The following is a 17,621-nucleotide window of genomic DNA, read 5'->3' on the forward strand; positions in this document are numbered from 1 at the left end:
GGGCCAGGGACTTCGCCGTTTGCATTGCTCTAGACGTCGATACGATCTCGTTCAAGATCGTCGGCGCCGTCGATAATGAACTTCTTGCGAGGCGCTACGTCGGAGCCCATCAGCAGATCAAAGACCTCCTCGGCTGCCTGCGCATGCTCGATGCCGACACGGCGCAGCATACGATGACGCAGGTCCATGGTGGTTTCAGCCAGCTGGTCCGCGTCCATTTCGCCTAGGCCCTTATAGCGCTGGATCGGCTCCTTGTAGCGTCGGCCTTCCTTCTCCAAGTTGGCCAGCAGCTTGGTCATTTCCGCCTCAGAGTAGGTGTAGATAACCTCATTCTGCTTCGACCCCGGATTGATCACCTCAATGCGGTGCAGCGGCGGAACCGCTGCATAGACGCGACCGTGCTCGATCATGGGACGCATGTAGCGATAGAACAACGTCAACAGCAATGTCCGAATGTGCGCACCGTCAACATCAGCATCAGTCATCAAGATGATCTTGCCGTATCGGGCTTGCTCAATGTCGAAGCTGCGCCCCGAACCGGCCCCAATCACCTGGATCATCGCTGCGCACTCCGCGTTCGAGAGCATGTCCGAAATCGAGGCTTTTTGCACGTTGAGGATCTTGCCTCGAATTGGCAGCAGCGCCTGGTACTCGCTGGAGCGCGCGAGACGGGCAGTGCCCAATGCGCTGTCGCCCTCGACGATGAACAGTTCAGACTTTCCAACTTCCTTGCTGCGGCAATCGAGCAGTTTGGTTGGCAGCGAAGAAGACTCCAAAGCGGTCTTGCGACGCTGGGTTTCCTTGTGCATACGTGCCGACACGCGAGATTTCATCTCGTTGACGACCTTCTCCAGCAGCGTGGACGCTTCAGCCTTCTCGTTGCGCTTATTGGATCCCAGTCGGTCGTTGAGTGCCTTCTCCAGCACCTTGGAAACAATCTGGCGCACCTGCGGTGTACCCAAAATTTCCTTGGTCTGCCCTTCGAACTGCGGCTCTGCCAGTCGGACGGTCAGCACGGCAGTCATGCCCGCCAGCACGTCGTCCTTCTCCAGCTTGTCCTTCTGGCCGAACTTGAGCTTCCGCGCATTGGCCTCCACGTTCTTGCGGAAGGACTTGAGCATGGCCTGTTCGAAGCCGGCAGTATGCGTACCGCCCTTGGGGGTCGCAATGATATTCACGAAGCTGCGCAGCGAGGTTTCGTAGCCGATTCCCCAACGCACCGCGACGTCAACTTCGCAGACACGCTGCACATCTTCGATATGGCTGCGACCACTGCCATCGATGACCGGAACCTTTTCATGGAACGATCCGCTCCCATGGAAACGCCAGATGTCCGTGACCGGCGAGTCGCTGCTCAGATAGTCGACGAACTCGCTGATGCCGCCATCATGCTGGAACACTTCCTCATGAGGCCCGTCCGCACCCGGGGTATCCGGTAATCCACGTTCATCGCGCAGGGTGATGCGCAACCCAGGAACCAAGAAGGAGGTCTGGCGCGCTCGATCCTGCAAATCCTTATAGGAGAACTTCGCATCCGGGGTGAAGATATGGTTATCCGCCCAGTAGCGAATGCGCGTTCCAGTCACGCCCCGCTTGGCTTTGCCGATAACGCCCGGAGCCGTCGCCGTCTCATGAGCCTTGAAAGAAGCGTCCGCTTTCTTGCGGCCCTTATCGGTAAATTTGCCTGGCTCTCCACGACGGAACTGCAGGCCGTAGGTCTTGCCACCGCGGTCAACTTCGACGTCCAAACGGGCCGACAAGGCGTTGACGACCGAGGCGCCCACGCCGTGCAGACCGCCCGAAGCACTGTAGGAGCCACCACCGAACTTGCCGCCGGCGTGCAGCTTGGTGAAGACAACTTCCAAACCGCTCAAGCCTGTCTTGGGTTCAACATCGACAGGAATGCCGCGGCCGTCATCCTGGACTTCAACGGAGCCGTCAGAGTGCAAGATGACGTCAATTGCCTGGCCGAAACCGCCCAGCGCTTCGTCAACTGAGTTATCGATGATCTCCCAGAGGCAATGCATCAAGCCACGGGAGTCGGTGGAGCCGATGTACATGCCTGGGCGCTTACGAACCGCTTCCAGGCCTTCCAAGACCGAAAGGTGCCGGGCGCTGTAATTGTCGGATGAAGCCACTGAGCTGTTGTCTCCTACTTGCATGAGAAAGTACGTCTTATTCCATATTCTAATCGTTAATGTGTTCGAATACCCGCTATTTTCCGGTGCTGCCCAGCACGCCGGTCTCCTATGACCTTATCCACATGCGCTACGCGGTGAGCGAAAGAACAGGCAAATCGGGATAAAGTCGGAGCCCAAGCTGGTTGTATAGAGTAACCATCAACTTTAGGAGGCTGGCAATGACTACTACGACCGCTAGTCGTGAACTGAACGCCCTCGACCGGTGCGACCGCTGCGGCGCACAGGCCTACGTGCGAGCCGTGCTGGCTTCGACAGGCGGTGAGTTGCTCTTCTGCGCTCACCATGCCCGCGATGTAGAACCGAAACTGCGTCCGCAGACTTCGGTCTGGCAGGATGAGTCCTCGCGACTCTATGAAAAGCCCAAGGTGGACGCCAACGACTAAACTCGTTGCCAGCCACTAATTCGAGAAGGTGACCCAATTCTGGGTCACCTTCTTCTTGCATTAACGGCAAATAAAAATGTGGCCAGCAGTTCAATGAATGAACTACTGGCCACATCCTCAGATTCTTAGTCTAGGTAATCGCGCAGCACCTGGGAACGCGATGGGTGACGAAGCTTGGACATCGTCTTGGACTCGATCTGGCGAATGCGTTCACGAGTCACACCGTAGACCTTGCCGATTTCATCCAAGGTCTTAGGCTGGCCATCGGTCAGGCCGAAGCGCATGGCCACCACACCTGCTTCACGCTCTGAGAGCGTGTCGAGCACCGAGTGGAGCTGCTCCTGCAACAAGGTGAACGAAACTGCATCGGCTGGGACTACTGCTTCCGAGTCTTCAATGAGGTCACCGAATTCGGAGTCGCCGTCTTCACCCAATGGGGTGTGCAAGGAAATTGGTTCGCGACCATACTTCTGGACTTCGACAACCTTTTCAGGGGTCATGTCCAATTCCTTGGCCAGCTCTTCTGGGGTTGGTTCGCGGCCCAGGTCCTGGAGCATCTGGCGCTGGACACGTGCCAGCTTGTTGATGACTTCAACCATGTGCACTGGAATACGAATGGTACGTGCCTGGTCAGCCATGGCACGGGTAATTGCCTGGCGGATCCACCAGGTGGCGTAGGTCGAGAACTTGAAGCCCTTGGTGTAGTCGAATTTCTCCACTGCACGGATCAGGCCAAGGTTGCCTTCCTGGATCAGGTCCAGGAACAGCATGCCGCGGCCGGTGTAGCGCTTGGCCAGCGAAACTACGAGGCGAAGGTTGGCTTCCAGCAAGTGGTTCTTGGCGATCTTGCCGTCGTGGATGATCTGCTCATAGTCCCAGCGCAAGCGCTGGTCCATCGAGCCGTCGTCCTTTTCCAACTTGTCAGTTGCGAACAGGCCCGCTTCGATGCGCAGAGCCAAGTCAACTTCCTGCTCAGCGTTCAGCAGCGCGACCTTGCCGATCTGCTTCAGGTAATCCTTGACTGGGTCAGCGGTCGCTCCAGCGACCATGACCTGCTGCTGTGGAGCATCATCGTCACCGGTTGAAAGGGTGAAGCCCTTCGAATCATCCTCAGACTTCGAGTCCTTCGAATCGGTGCCTTGCTCAACATCGTCATCGGCGTCAGCCGACGCTCCGGTTGATTCGTCTTGCGCTGCAGTTTCAGCAGCGACCTTTTTAGTCCGAGGCTTGGCCTTGGTAGCGCGCTTCTTCGCTGCAGGGGCGGCTGCCTCGACCTCGGCCGCTTCAACCTCGGCCTCAGTTGCTTTGCGATTAGCGTTCGTCTCAGAAGATGACACGAATAACCTTTCTAACGATGCGTTCCGGATGCACCTGCCGGTAACACCACTATGACCCTGTCAAGTCCGATGGCGTTTAATCATTGACTAAACACCGAGGGCTGGCACATTGATATCAACGCATCAAGCCCGCCTAATGTTCCCGAAATCCGGAGATTTCAAGACATAGGCAATTCGAACCTAACCGGGTCTGTTGTCCCATTATCCATGAATTGCCACCAGGACACCACTTGAGACACTCCGGCTGTTGCTGCTCAGCTGAAACTAGCACGCCATGCCCGCAATTGGTCGGTCGCCCATTCTGGCATGATTCCATGGGACATCAGCTTTTGCAGCAGCCTGGCCAGCTCGTAATTCGGGTTTTCCTCGACCGCTCGCCCCAACAGGCACAACGCCATGGATCCCCTGCCTCGCGCCCACTCGATCCACGCAAGAATGCACAGCAGGGCCTGCCGCGCGTTGCCTTCAGCAACGCCGAGCAGGTCTCTGGCGACCAGCCACAACCGGTCAATCCGCTGCCAGTCCGGAGCATGCCAACCACGTCCCAGCAAATAGTTGGTCAACGGCGCGGCGGCAGCTTCGCGATCCCCGCGCATCACGCCGAACAGCACATCCAGTGACGCTTCAAGTCCTTGACCAGCCAGGTACGGAAGAAGGTCACGCACGATTTTCACTTCCAAGGAACCCAGTAGCAATGCGGCATGCTCATGCTCATCGTGAATCCAGGCCCGGGCTTCTGGCTCAGCTAGGTCCATGGTCTGCAGCCACGCTTCCAAGCAGTTGACGACGTTGTGCTGCTGATTCGAGATGATCTTCAGGATCTCAGCAGCCTGCGGCCATTGCGGGATTCCGCTACCGTCCCATGGAATATCCAACGGAGCCGACCCGGCGAAGACCAACGACAAATGCGTTTCGTTCGTTTCCACCGGGCGCACGGGCGTCGGCTCTGCGTAATCATCGGTCGCGTAGTTCCAGACCACACGATCCTGCCGGCACCAGCTGTGACGCAGCAAGACCTTTTTGCTTGTCAGCCCCTGCTCTAGCTGCGCGACCAGATCCGCGTAGGGAATACCGGAGCCGGCCGACGTTCCTTCGGGCGCATAGACCACCAGAACCACCCCTTGGATATGGGGCATTCGTTCTAGCAGGCTCAGCAGCTGCGCGGTCCACGTCCCAAGCTCTGCAGCCGTGTTTTCCTCGGGCAGATCAACTCGCAAGGTCGCTTCCAGATGGTCCTCGTCTATCAGCATCAGCACGGCCGAATTCTGAGGATAGAAACCTAGGGCATGGGGCACATACGCCAAGATGTCCTCGCAACTGGACAGCGAGAGAGGGTGGCGTTCCGGTGTAGTTGTCATGGCTCCACGGTGCAACGCTGCGCTTGGCGCATGAGGTCAGAGGCTGCGAGCTGTGGAGAACCTTTCGGATCGCCCCGGTGCGGGCTTACTGCTCGGCGAGGAAGCGGCGTGCCTTGCGGCGTTCAACGACCATGAACACCATACCGAGCAATGCCATGGCGAACTGGACTGACAGGGCCACGCGGAAGGCCTGAAGATTGTAGAGCTCGCCCACCGAGCCGTTGGCCTTATACAGCATGTCCATGATGAATCCGATGGCGTAGATCGTGACAAAGGCACCTATGAACCCGCCGGTGTTCACCAGGCCGGTGGCCGTTCCCAGCACCTGCGGCGGGTTGAACGTTCGGGCGAAGTCGAAGCCGATTACGGAGGCCGGGCCACCGGCGGCAATGGCGATCATCAATAGCACCAGAATCCATAGCGGGGCCTGCCCTGGCCAGAATAGGACGACTGCCCACATCACCAGGATTGAGCCGACAATGCCCAGGGCAAAGTTGGAACGCTGGCTGGCATGGCGCGAGGTCAGGGCGCCGAGGATCGGTCCCACCACGATGGAAACGACAACGAACACCGCCATCAAGCCCGATGCCAGCGCACCGTCTATGCCTTGGCCTTCGACAAGGAAAGGATAGCCCCAGGTCATCATGAAGGTGTTGATCATGAATGCCGTGGAGAAGTGGGTCCAGAACCCCAAACGGGTTCCTGGCTGTTTCCAGGCCCGGGCGATCCGCGAGCCGGTCTCCTGCTCCCCCTGGCCGGACCCTTCCCAGGTCCTGCCATTGCGCACGAAAGCGATCGTGGTGATGAAGGTGGCAAAAGCGAAACCGGACATGACCGAGAACGCCGCGGACCAGCCGACGCCCAGCAAGATCATATGGAAAGGAAAGAGGCTGATGAGCTGGCCGAGCTGGCCGAAGGTACCGGTGAGCTGGGTCAGCACCGGGATTCGCGAGCCGGAGAACCATAGGGGCAACAGCTTGAGCACCGATACGAAGACCATCGCATCGCCCATGCCAACCATGACGCGCCCGGCCAACCCCATGGGGACGTTGACTGAAATCGCAAGGAACGCTTGACCTGCGGCCATCAGCAGGGCGCCGCAGGTAATCAGGATGCGCGGACCGAATTTATCCAGCAGCAGCCCTACGGGCACCTGCGCGCCGGCATAGACAACCAGCTGCACGACGGAGAAGGTCGCCAAAATCTGCGCGCTGGCATCAAATCGTTCGGTGGCTTGGATGCCAGCGACGCCGAAGCTGGTGCGCTGCGAAATTGCAGAAATGTAGGCAAGAATTGCGAAGCCGAAGACAACCCACGACTTTGGTGAATTCAGATGGGCCTGGCTCACTGGTCGTGATCACCTGGCAACGGTTCGATGTGACCGTTTTTCAACCAATCTTCAGTGTTCTCAATGGCCGCAAGGAAATGCTCGGCGCTGGCGCCCAATTCCTCGGCATCCGCCATCTGCTCGTCTTCATCCAGCAACAGCGAGCGCGGTTCATGCTCTTTGGCATGCGCATCGAACCGTTCTTCGAATCCGTCGACCATTTGGCGAACATCGCTATTGGTTTCAAGCTGTTCGGCTAGCTGCTGGTCGACCAGTCGACCTGCCTCACGCAGCTTGTCCGTTGGCAAAGCCAGCTTCAGTGCCGCTCCTACGTATTCCAGCGTCGCAACGGCAACGGCCGGGTACTCGGATTCGGCGAGGTAGTGCGGGGTGTGCAGGGAGTATCCCACGACATCACGGCCAGCTTCGCTCAGGCGAATTTCGAGCAGCGAGGCCAGACCTGCTGGCGATTCCACCGTAGGGCTCCACGTCGAGATGTTCTCGATCAGATCCTTGCGGTTTCCATGTGCGGTAACGCCTACCGGGCGGGTATGCGGCACCGGCATCGGCAACGATGCGGTCCCCACAACCAGCGATACGTTGAAGGCTTCAATGAAGGAATGCAGTTCCGCGATCACGCGTTCCCACTTCAAGTCGGGTTCTACACCGGTGAGGAACCAGAACTTGCGGTCCATCTCATCGGTCATCAGGTAGATCTCCATGCGTGGAGCCTGGTATCCAGCGAAGTGGTCACCCAGGAAAGAGACCCGCGGGCGCTGGGAGGTGTAGGCGATCAGCTCATCGGCGTCGAAAGTGGCGAAGAGCTCCGAGTCGAGGCGTCCGAAAAGCTCGTTGGAGACCTGCGAATGGTTATGCCCGGCATCGCTGATGCTCTTCAGCGAGACGAACATGCCAAGACCTTGAAGGCGCGAGTCATCCAAGTCGTCTGCGACCAGCGTCATCAACGATTCCTTGGACATTTTCTCCTCATTCAGGGTCGGCATCCGGCAAAGCGGGAGCGGCAACCATCGGCTGGGACTGCACTTCAAGTACAGATCAATGGTCCATCTTATCGCTACTTGGCTTTCGCTCGCTGTGAAGTAACGCACGATGACGCGGAACCTCGGATAACCTTGGGGTAGGAGACGCACAGCCCGCCGGCATGACCTGTTCCGGAAAACCACAGGGGCTGTCGCGACCTTAGACCCTACAAAGGCATAGAAGGAATGATTTTGTGATCAACTCCAGTGATCTCACTTTGAGCGCCATTGGCGCCGACATCAAGCGCAAGAGCGCTGACACCCTCATCCTGGGTGTACTCAAGAACGGCGAAAAGGTGTCCATCGCGGCATCCCCATTCACCGCCGAAACCACCACTTCCCTGGAGCAGTCGCTTTCAGCTTTGGGCGTTGCCGGGAAGGCCGACGAAATCACCGCGCTGCCAGGGGTAGACGGTGCCAAGACCAAGACCTTGCAGTTCATCGGCCTGGGCGTTGACGAGCTAGCTGATCTGACCGAGGAGAAGCTGCGCCGTGCCGCCGGTTCGGCTGCCCGCCAGCTGAGCAACGCCAAGAGCGCCATTTTCGCCCTGCCTGCTGACAGCGTGGAGCGCGTGGCCGCCATCGCAGAAGGCATCGCGCTGGGCAGCTACCGCTACGAGAACCACCGTTCGAAGAAGAGCGAGAAGCCGGTACTGGCCGAAGCCCAGATCGTCACCTCGGTAGCGACGTCCAAGGACCTGCCAGCAGTACTCAAGCGCGCTGCCATCCTGGGCCGCGCAGTACGCGGCACCCGCGATCTGATCAACGCCCCAGCCAACGTGCTGTACCCGGAGTCCTTCGCCGCAGCAGTGAAGGACCACTCCAAGCCCCTGCCGCTGAAGGTCACCATTTTCGACGAGAAGCGCCTTGCCAAGGACGGCTTCGGCGGCCTGATCGGTGTTGGCGGCGGTTCGGTTCGCCAGCCGCGCATGGTCAAGATCGAATACGCGCCGTCGAAGGCCGCCAAGCACATCGCCTTGATCGGCAAGGGCATTACCTTCGACACCGGTGGCACCTCGCTGAAGCCTGCTGCCGGCATGCACGCCATGAAGTCCGACATGTCCGGTGCCGCCGCGGTTTTCCAGACCGTTGCCGCAGTCGCCGAGCTTGGCCTGAATGTCAAGGTCACTGCCTGGCTGTGCCTGGCAGAAAACATGCCTGGCGGCGCCTCGACCCGTCCGGGCGATGTGCTGACCATGTTCGGCGGCAAGACCGTTGAAGTGCTCAATACCGACGCCGAAGGCCGCTTGGTCATGGCCGATGGCCTGGCAGCTGCCAGCTTGGAGAAGCCGGATGTCATGATCGACATCGCTACGCTGACCGGCGCCCAGATGCTGGCCCTGGGCCTGCGCACCGCAGGTGTCATGGGCGACAAGCAGGTCGCCAGCGACTTGGTTGCCGTCTCGGACAAGGTGGGCGAATTGGCTTGGGCCATGCCGCTTCCGGAGGAGCTGCGCCCGTCCATCGAGTCGCAGGTTGCCGATCTGGCGAACATCGGTGAGCGCATGGGCGGCATGATGACTGCCGCCGTGTTCCTCGAAGAGTTCGTCGGTGAAGTGGACGGCAAGAAGATCCCTTGGGCCCACATCGACTTCGCTGGTCCTGCGTTCAACGAAGGCAGCGCCTGGGGCTACACTCCGAAGAACGGCACCGGCTCCCAGGTACGCACCCTGGTTGCCTACGCAGAGCAGCTCGCTGCAGCAAACTAGCCGCAGCAACGCAGGACTAATGGCAGTTCCTGTGTCCTGGAACTCATCCCGGTATCGCCAGAACTATCTGCACGATGCCGGGATGAGTTTAAAAATAAGAGACATACCTGACTTTTAATGCCCCGAAGGTGACTGCAACCATTGGACGGTACTAAGGTAAGTTTTGAAACATCACCGTGGATTAATGGTGCGCGCCCGCATGTGTCACGCTCCAGGAAGTCCACACCCGATCCCCTGGTCGGCCTAAGCCGGCCTCACTAAGCGAATACGAGGGAGCGTTCACGTGGCCGATTCGGCAGCAACGCAAGAATTTGATGTCCTCATCCTCGGCGGCGGATCCGCTGGATACTCGGCAGCATTGCGCGCCATCCAGCTGGGCTACACCGTTGGATTGATCGAGAAGGAAAAGCTGGGCGGCACCTGCCTGCACACCGGCTGCATCCCAACCAAGGCTTACCTGCACGCAGCAGAGCTGGCCGAGAACGCTCGCGAGGGTGCCAAGTTCGGCATCAACTCCTCGCTGGAGTCGATCGACCTGGCTGGCGTGCGCAAGTACAAGGAAGACATTGTTGCTGGAAAGCACAAGGGTCTCCAGGGCTTGCTGAAGATGAAGAAGGTCAACGTTATCACCGGTAACGGCCGACTGGTCTCCCAGGATTCCATCGATGTTGATGGCACCGTCTACAAGGGCAAGTACATCATCCTGGCTACCGGCTCCACCTCCAAGACCATGGGTCTGGAAATCGGCGGCCGCGTACTGACCAGCACCGAAGCACTGAACATGGAAGACCTGCCAAAGAGCGCCATCGTGCTCGGCGGCGGCGTCATCGGTGTCGAGTTCGCTTCCGTATGGAAGTCCTTCGGCGTCGACGTCACCATCGTCGAGGGCCTGCCTTCGCTGGTTCCGAACGAGGACCCAGCCATCATCAAGAACCTGGAGCGCGCTTTCAAGAAGCGCGGCATCAAGTTCAACACCGGCGTCTTCTTCGAGAAGGTCGAGCAGGATGCTAACGGCGCCAAGGTCTCCCTGGCTGACGGCAAGGTCCTGGAAGCAGAGATCGTTCTGGTTGCAGTGGGTCGCGGTCCGGTAACCGAGGGCCTCGGCTTCGAAGAGCAGGGCATCACCATTGACCGCGGCTTCGTGATCACCGATGAGCGCCTGCACACCGGCGTTGGCAACATCTACGCAATCGGCGACATCGTTCCAGGCGTACAGCTTGCACACCGCGGTTACCAGCATGGCCGCTTCGTAGCCGAGGAAATCCACGGCATGAAGCCAACCATCGTCGAGGACATCAACATCCCGAAGGTGACTTTCTGCGAGCCAGAGATCGCTTCCGTGGGCTACTCCGAGCCGAAGGCCAAGGAGAAGTTCGGTGCCGACCAGATTGAAACCACCGAGTACAACTTGGCTGGCAATGGCAAGTCCTCGATCCTGGGCACCAGCGGCATCATCAAGATGGTTCGCGTCAAGAACGGCCCAATCGTTGGCGTTCACGGCATCGGCGGCCGCATTGGCGAGCAGATCGGTGAAGCCCAGCTGATCGTGAACTGGGAAGCTTACCCAGAGGACGTATCGCAGCTGATCCACGCACACCCAACCCAGAACGAGTCCCTGGGCGAAGCCGCAATGGCTTTGGCCGGCGCCCCGCTGCACGGTTAATCACGCTTTGGTCATACAGGCAGCGCGTTAGTTCAACGCGCTGCCTGTATGCACTAGGCTCGGAGGCAACGCCTCCCACCACTTTTCAAGCTTTATAAAACAAGGAGATACGGGACGATGTCTGAAACCGTAAACCTACCCGCACTGGGTGAAAGCGTTACCGAAGGTACGGTAACCCGCTGGCTGAAGCAGGTCGGCGACCGTGTAGAGGTAGACGAGCCGTTGGTGGAAGTTTCCACCGACAAGGTTGACACTGAAGTTCCTTCGCCGGTTGCCGGCATCATCGAGGAAATCTTCGTAGCCGAAGACGAGGACGCTGAAGTTGGCGCCCCACTGGTTCGCATTGGCGATGGCTCCGGCGCTGGCGAAGCTGCACCAGCAGCTCCGGCTGCTGAAGAAGCACCTGCCGAACCAGCCGCTGAAGAAGCACCAGCAGCACCTGCAGCCGAAGAAGCTCCAGCAGCTGCACCAGCCGCCGGCGCTGCTTCAGGCACCGACGTGACCCTTCCAGCTCTGGGCGAGTCGGTTACCGAAGGTACCGTCACCCGCTGGCTGAAGGAAGTTGGCGAGGAAGTCTCCGTCGACGAGCCACTGCTTGAGGTTTCCACCGACAAGGTTGACACCGAAGTTCCTTCCCCCGTTGCAGGTACCCTGCTGGAAATTCGCGTTCCAGAAGATGAGACCGCTGAAGTTGGCGCTGTTCTGGCTGTTATCGGTGCAGCTGGCGCTGCTCCAGCTGCCGCCCCAGCCAAGGAAGAAGCACCTGCCGCTGCTCCGGCTCCTGCAAAGGAAGAGGCTCCGGCCGCTCCGGCTCCCGCTAAGGAAGAGGCACCTGCCGCTCCGGCCGCTCCCGCTCCTGCAAAGGAAGAGGCACCTGCCGCTGAGGCAACCAATGAGTCCGGCTACGTCACCCCACTGGTCCGCCGCTTGGCTAACCAGCACAGCATCGACATTGCTGCGGTGAAGGGTACCGGCGTTGGCGGTCGCATCCGCAAGCAGGATGTCTTGGACGCTGTTGCCGCCCAGGAAGCCGCTGCACCAGCTGCCGCCCCTGCCCCTGCCGCCGCGAAGCCAGCTGCTCCTGCAGTTGAGGTTTCCTCGCTGCGCGGCACCGAGGAGAAGGCTCCACGTATCCGCCAGGTCATCGCTCGCCGCATGCGCGAATCCCTGGACGTATCGACTCAGCTGACCCAGGTCCACGAGATCGATATGACCCGCATCGTGAAGCTGCGTGCTTCGGCAAAGGCCAACTTCAAGGCCACCAACGGCGTGAACCTCACTTACTTGCCATTCATCGCCAAGGCTGTTGCCGAGGGCCTGAAGGCACACCCTAAGTTGAACGCCGAGTACAACGAAGAGACCCAGAAGATCACTTACCACAATGCCGAGCACTTGGCATTCGCAGTCGACACCGACAAGGGCCTGCTGGTTCCTGTTGTATCGAACGCTGGCGATCTGAACCTGGCTGGCATGGCTTCGCGTATCGCTGATGTAGCTGCACGCACCCGCAGCAACAAGATCGGTCCGGATGAGCTCTCCGGTGGCACCTTCTCGATCACCAACATCGGTTCGGTTGGCGCACTGTTCGACACCCCGATCATCAACCAGCCACAGGTAGCCATCCTGGGCACCGGTGCGATCGTGAAGCGTCCAATGGTCGTTACCGACGCAGAGGGCAACGATTCGATTGCCATCCGCCACATGATGTACCTGTGCCTGACCTACGATCACCGTCTGGTAGACGGTGCCGATGCAGGCCGCTTCCTGCAGACCGTCAAGGCTCGCCTTGAAGGCGGCGCTTTCGAAGGCGAACTGGGACTGTAAAGATCCAGCTTTCGCTTTCGCAGCCTAGGTAGATAATCGCCCCTGTCGTTGGTTCGACAGGGGCGATTCTGCGTTTTCTACGATCAGTCGAAAATAGATTAGGCTAGTATCATGACTATTCTTCTTTCAATCCTGATTTTCGTGCATATCTTGGGTGCAGCAGCTATCTTCGGCGGCTGGCTTGCTAATTTCAAGACTCCAACCGTCTCCGTATGGCAGTGGTATGGCGCTATCGTTCAGGTCGTAACGGGTCTGGCCATGGTCGGTATTCTCGAGGCTGGCGACGGTTCGCCAAACCACATGAAGATTGGAATCAAGTCGCTGATTGCAATCATTATCTTGGTGGCAGCGTTCCTTGGCCGGAAGAAGATGAAGAACGGCGAGGAAGTTCCTACGGGGATCGCTCACGCCGTGGGTGGCATGGCCTTGATCAACATCGCCATCGCGGTACTCTGGAACTAATCAGCATTAGCATTGACGGCGGGAGCCGCAACCATCAGCTTGGAGCAAGCTGTGGTTGCACCTCCCGCCGTTTCGCTTTTAACGGCGCAATACCTTGCCAATTTTCCAGCGCTCGTCTTCCAGCACTAGTTCCACTTCGATGCGTTGCGGCTGCGCGGTCTGGACGGCGTGAACCGTGGCTCCGCGGGCATCCACGTAGCGGTATTCCTCTTGGGTAGAAGTGGCAGCAAGAATGACAGAGTCCCCCTGCCCACGCGCCGATACCGTGACGTCCGTGAGTCTCGTGCGCAATCCCGCAAATTCCAAACCCATTTTCCGAAGCTGATCGATTGTTTCGAGATCTCGTTGCAGCTGCTCCGCTCCTGAAGTGTAGAGCCCCTTGAGCTTCTCCCCCGCCAGCTGCCCCATCGCTTCATCGCGCTCTCTTGAAAGCGCGAGGAATGCAGAGATCACGGTGTCCCGATTCAAGGCACAAGCTGGAACGTGCGCCCCGTCTTCAATTCTGCAGCTTTGCTCTGCTGACGGTACTGCCGTAGCCGCAGTCGTTTCGGTGGCCACAGCCGCACGGAAATGATTGACGCCCACGAGGCTCCCGATAATAACCAAGGAGCCCAGTGCTGCGGCACCGGCCAATTTCACGGCCCCGGGGGTCCGGCGCAATCGATGGCTATGCCAGGAGTCATCGCGGCTGGGGCTTCGCTGCCTGCTTGCGGTATCGGCCTGGCGCTTGAAGCGCTTGTGCGCAGCATTCTGTTCCGCGGATGGATGGATGGTCTCCATCAGATGAGTAGCTTCTGGAGCTACATGCCCTTCCCAGCTGATGGGCTCTGCCGGACAGCTTGCGAACAACGTTCGAACAAACTGATCTGCGGTCGGTCGTGCTTGCGGATCTGGATTCAGCGAATCGATCAACAGTTCATGAATGATCGAAGGGATTCCGGGGAACATCACGCTTGCCGGTGGACGCATCAGTTCCTCTTCGGGAATCCGTCCGGATAGGAGAAACCACAAGCAGGCGCCCAGCGAAAACACGTCCTGCTCTCCAACTTGGCTTTCCCGTACCCCGGCCTGCATTTCAGGGGCCATGAATCCTGGCGTACCGGAGCCGGTGAGCGCCTGCCGTGCTGAAGCTGATTCCTGGAAGTCAATGATCTTCGGCATTCCCTTGGCAGTGAGCAATATATTGGCCGGCGATAAGTCTCCATGGCGTTGGCCCTGCGCATGCATCACCGAAAGCGTCTGGGCGATGGGTGCCAGCGCGGTCACGCACTCCCCCAGGCCAAAGGCGCTTCGACTTGCCACAAGATCAGCCACGCTGCCACCGGGGCAATATTCCATAACCAGCCCCTCGCCCAATTGTGTCGACAGGGTTCCGTAGAAATCAACGACATATTTCCTTGACTGCGTTACCTGCTCTTGGCGAAGCGAAGTGATGTTTTCCATAGTCAGGCTAAGTTTTAGCGTGAGGTACAACTGGTCGCTTTCCCTCCGGATCAGCCAAACTTTACACGGTGACTTGGAACTTAGCGGCCTTACCGTGACATGCCCGGGGCTTGTCGGCCACGCTAGAACATTCGTAGAATCATCCATGACTCCGTTGTAACCCAGAATCGTAAATTGCAAGCTGGATATCCACAGATGGGTTCGACGGCTCTGAATTAGCGACCGATCGTTCAAGAGCGTAGGCTAGCCGTCATGGCGATCGAATTCGAACGAGTCGGACTAGGCTCAAAATTTGTGCCCTACATGGAAGCTTGGGATTACCAAATCCAACTGCATGATGCGGTAGCCGCGGACACGCAAACCCCAAAAGTCCTGTTCCTGGAGCACGAAGCGGTTTACACCGCAGGCAAGCGAACTGAACCTGAAGATCTCCCGATGGACGGGACCCCCGTGGTGGATGTGGACCGCGGTGGAAAGTTGACCTGGCATGGCCCGGGACAGCTCATTGGCTACCCCATCGTCAAGCTACGCAAGATCAGCGCAATCCGACTTTACGTGGAGACCTTGGAAGAAGCCCTGATTAACGTGGTCAGCGAGCTAGGCATTCCAACGGCCCAGATCAAGGGCCGCTCCGGGGTCTGGGTACCGGGCAAAGACGGCGCTCAGGACCGTAAAATCGCAGCCATCGGCATCCGCATCAACCACGGTGTCACCATGCACGGTTTCGCATTGAACTGCTCGAACGCGCTTTCCGCCTACGAACAGATCATCCCCTGCGGCATCTCCGATGCAGGTGTCACCACCATTTCCGAAGAACTCGGCCGTACCGTCACCCCCGAAGACGTCGTTGACCGCGTACAAACCGAAATAGAGCGTCTGCTCACCCCTCAAGTCGTCTAGACAGTCACGCCCTCACCAAAGAAAGAGCTGTTTAATGAGCGTCGAACCAGAAGGCCGCCGTATGCTGCGCGTAGAAAAGCGCAACGCTGCCGTACCTGTGGAGCGTAAGCCAGAATGGATCAAGGCCAAGTTGAGCATTGGCCCTGAATACGTTGGCCTGAAAAATCTCGTACAGAGCGAAGGCCTGCATACGGTCTGCGAAGAAGCAGGCTGCCCGAACATCTTCGAGTGCTGGGAAGACCGCGAGGCTTCCTTCCTGATCGGCGGCTCAGAGTGCACCCGCCGTTGCGACTTCTGCCAGATCGCCACCGGCAAGCCCTTGGCAATTGACCGCTCAGAGCCATTCAAGGTGGCCATGAGCGTGAAGAAGATGGATCTGCGCTACGCCACCGTAACCGGCGTTGCCCGTGATGACCTCGAAGACGAGGGCACCTGGCTGTATGCCGAGACTGTGCGGCAGATCCACAAGATGAATCCAAGCACCGGCGTAGAGCTGCTGATCCCCGATTTCAGCGGCAAGCCGGAGAACCTGGATACCATCTGCGATTCGGAGCCAGAAGTCTACGCCCACAACGTAGAGACTGTGCCTCGCCTGTTCAAGCGTATCCGCCCGGCTTTCCGTTACGAGCGTTCCATGGATGTGATCACCCATGGCCGCAAGCGTGGCTTGATCACCAAGTCCAACCTGATTCTGGGTATGGGTGAAACTCGAGAAGAAATTTCCGAGGCCATGCGTGATCTCCATGAGGCAGGCTGCGATCTGCTGACTTTGACCCAGTACCTGCGCCCAACCGACCTGCATCTGCCAGTCGACCGCTGGGTCACCCCGCAGGAGTTCCTGGAGCTTCAGCAGGAAGCCGAAGAACTCGGCTTTGCCGGAGTCATGGCTGGGCCGCTGGTCCGTTCTTCCTACCGCGCTGGCCGCCTGTGGGCCGGCGCCATGCGCAAGAAGGGCCGCGAAATCCCAGAGGCATTGGCACATATCGAGTCCTCCGGCAACACGCGCCAGGAAGCAGCTTCGCTGATCAAGTAGCTCGGTCCAGTGGACCCCACGGCTAAGGCCCCGGAACTCCTGATGGAATCCATCGAGGGTTCCGGGGCTTTCCCACTGCCCGTCCATGGGCAATTCAGCTGAAAATGCCGTGTTCGATCCGGCTCGGCTTAGAACTATCAACTTCATCGCGTAGAATTAAGGCACTATGGCCAAAAACTCCGACAACGACGCAGCCGCGCCTAAGCGTGGCTTGTTTTCGCGTAAACCAAAAGCTGAGAAGAAGAACAAAGAACCGGGCCGCCTGAAGCAAATTGGCCAGGTGTTCCAGATGACTCGCCGCAATGACCCGATGGTCGTGTGGTGGATGGCATTGGCAGCCTTGGCCGTCATTGCTGTCTGCTTGGTCATTGGCTTCTTGATCAAAAACTGGATCACGATGTTGATCATCGCAATCCCGCTGGCGCTCCTTGCTGCAATGTTCGTGATGTCCCGCCGCGCAGAGAAAGCTGCGTTCTCGCAGCTTGAGGGCCGCCCCGGCGCTGCCGGCGCCGCCATGAGCGTGCTGCGTCGCGGCTGGATCCTGAAGCAGGAACCAGTTGCCTACAACCGCCACCAGGATCTGGTGTTCCTCGGTATCGGTCGCCCGGGCATCGTCCTGGTCACCGAGGGTCCAAAGAGCCGGGTTCGTGAGCTTGCCTCGTCCGAGCGCAAGCGCATCGCCCGCGTTCTGCCGAACGTTCCCGTGCACATCATCAACGCTGGTTCCGAAGAAGGCCAGACTCCGTTGGCTGAAGTCGGCAAGGCAATGAAGAAGCTTCCAAAGTCGATTACGAAGCTGGAAGTCAGCGCAATCGACAAGCGCTTGAGCACGTTGACCGCGAATCGTCTGCCCATCCCCAAGGGTGTAGACCCGAACCGCGTCCGTCCAAACCGCCGCGCTACGCGCGGACGCTAAAGACAACTACTAAAGAAGCCGCAAC

At 58.8% G+C, this 17,621-nt stretch carries 14 protein-coding genes; 8 read left to right on the forward strand and 6 right to left on the reverse strand.

Going from position 1 to position 17,621, the window contains the following annotated elements; all coding sequences use genetic code 11:
* Positions 1-29: 29 nt before the first annotated feature.
* Entirely contained in the window at positions 30-2,138 is a 2,109-nt protein-coding gene (locus tag ACNPN0_RS11275) for a DNA gyrase/topoisomerase IV subunit B (RefSeq protein WP_105656859.1), read from the reverse strand.
* 221 nt (positions 2,139-2,359) lie between these two features.
* On the opposite strand from ACNPN0_RS11275, the gene ACNPN0_RS11280 reads away from it, so the two are divergent.
* Complete coding sequence (locus ACNPN0_RS11280) at positions 2,360-2,584, forward strand: DUF7455 domain-containing protein (protein WP_105656767.1); 225 nt, start codon at positions 2,360-2,362, stop codon at positions 2,582-2,584.
* A 125-nt stretch (positions 2,585-2,709) separates the two neighbouring features.
* Here ACNPN0_RS11280 and ACNPN0_RS11285 read toward each other — a convergent pair whose 3' ends face one another.
* The 4 genes from ACNPN0_RS11285 to ACNPN0_RS11300 form a co-directional block, all read right to left on the reverse strand.
* Positions 2,710-3,921 (reverse strand): RNA polymerase sigma factor, encoded by a 1,212-nt coding sequence (locus ACNPN0_RS11285; protein WP_400288249.1) that lies wholly within the window; start codon positions 3,919-3,921, stop codon positions 2,710-2,712.
* Positions 3,922-4,175: 254 nt separating this feature from the next.
* Complete coding sequence (locus ACNPN0_RS11290) at positions 4,176-5,279, reverse strand: DUF4192 family protein (RefSeq protein WP_105656769.1); 1,104 nt, start codon at positions 5,277-5,279, stop codon at positions 4,176-4,178.
* An 85-nt stretch (positions 5,280-5,364) separates the two neighbouring features.
* Complete coding sequence (locus ACNPN0_RS11295) at positions 5,365-6,627, reverse strand: MFS transporter (RefSeq protein WP_448938086.1); 1,263 nt, start codon at positions 6,625-6,627, stop codon at positions 5,365-5,367.
* Positions 6,624-7,586 carry a proteasome assembly chaperone family protein gene (locus ACNPN0_RS11300; RefSeq protein WP_332485992.1) on the reverse strand — a complete coding sequence of 321 codons (963 nt, stop codon included), beginning with the start codon at positions 7,584-7,586 and terminating at the stop codon, positions 6,624-6,626. Before ACNPN0_RS11300 ends, ACNPN0_RS11295 begins: the two co-directional genes overlap by 4 nt.
* A gap of 254 nt (positions 7,587-7,840) precedes the next feature.
* On the opposite strand from ACNPN0_RS11300, the gene ACNPN0_RS11305 reads away from it, so the two are divergent.
* From ACNPN0_RS11305 to ACNPN0_RS11320, 4 genes are all read left to right on the forward strand, one after another.
* Positions 7,841-9,355, forward strand: a complete 1,515-nt coding sequence (locus tag ACNPN0_RS11305; RefSeq protein WP_402470849.1) for a leucyl aminopeptidase — start codon at positions 7,841-7,843, stop codon at positions 9,353-9,355.
* Positions 9,356-9,638: 283 nt separating this feature from the next.
* Positions 9,639-11,018: a dihydrolipoyl dehydrogenase gene (gene lpdA, locus ACNPN0_RS11310; protein WP_105656773.1), complete on the forward strand. Its 1,380-nt coding sequence runs from the start codon at positions 9,639-9,641 to the stop codon at positions 11,016-11,018.
* A 117-nt stretch (positions 11,019-11,135) separates the two neighbouring features.
* Entirely contained in the window at positions 11,136-12,842 is a 1,707-nt protein-coding gene (sucB, locus tag ACNPN0_RS11315) for a 2-oxoglutarate dehydrogenase, E2 component, dihydrolipoamide succinyltransferase (protein WP_448938087.1), read from the forward strand.
* A gap of 111 nt (positions 12,843-12,953) precedes the next feature.
* On the forward strand, positions 12,954-13,304 hold the full coding sequence (locus ACNPN0_RS11320; RefSeq protein WP_105656775.1) for a hypothetical protein: 351 nt from the start codon (positions 12,954-12,956) through the stop codon (positions 13,302-13,304).
* Positions 13,305-13,382: 78 nt separating this feature from the next.
* Here ACNPN0_RS11320 and ACNPN0_RS11325 read toward each other — a convergent pair whose 3' ends face one another.
* Positions 13,383-14,927, reverse strand: coding sequence for a serine/threonine-protein kinase (locus ACNPN0_RS11325; protein WP_448938088.1), 1,545 nt, complete (start codon positions 14,925-14,927; stop codon positions 13,383-13,385).
* 45 nt (positions 14,928-14,972) lie between these two features.
* Between ACNPN0_RS11325 and lipB the strand changes: the two genes are divergently transcribed.
* From lipB to ACNPN0_RS11340, 3 genes are all read left to right on the forward strand, one after another.
* Entirely contained in the window at positions 14,973-15,647 is a 675-nt protein-coding gene (gene lipB, locus ACNPN0_RS11330) for a lipoyl(octanoyl) transferase LipB (protein WP_286134117.1), read from the forward strand.
* A gap of 34 nt (positions 15,648-15,681) precedes the next feature.
* Positions 15,682-16,680, forward strand: a complete 999-nt coding sequence (lipA, locus tag ACNPN0_RS11335) for a lipoyl synthase (protein ID WP_105656778.1) — start codon at positions 15,682-15,684, stop codon at positions 16,678-16,680.
* A 166-nt stretch (positions 16,681-16,846) separates the two neighbouring features.
* Positions 16,847-17,596 carry a DUF4191 domain-containing protein gene (locus tag ACNPN0_RS11340; RefSeq protein ID WP_105656779.1) on the forward strand — a complete coding sequence of 250 codons (750 nt, stop codon included), beginning with the start codon at positions 16,847-16,849 and terminating at the stop codon, positions 17,594-17,596.
* The last annotated feature ends 25 nt before the right edge of the window (positions 17,597-17,621 follow it).

The organism is Glutamicibacter sp. AGC84, from assembly GCF_053543575.1.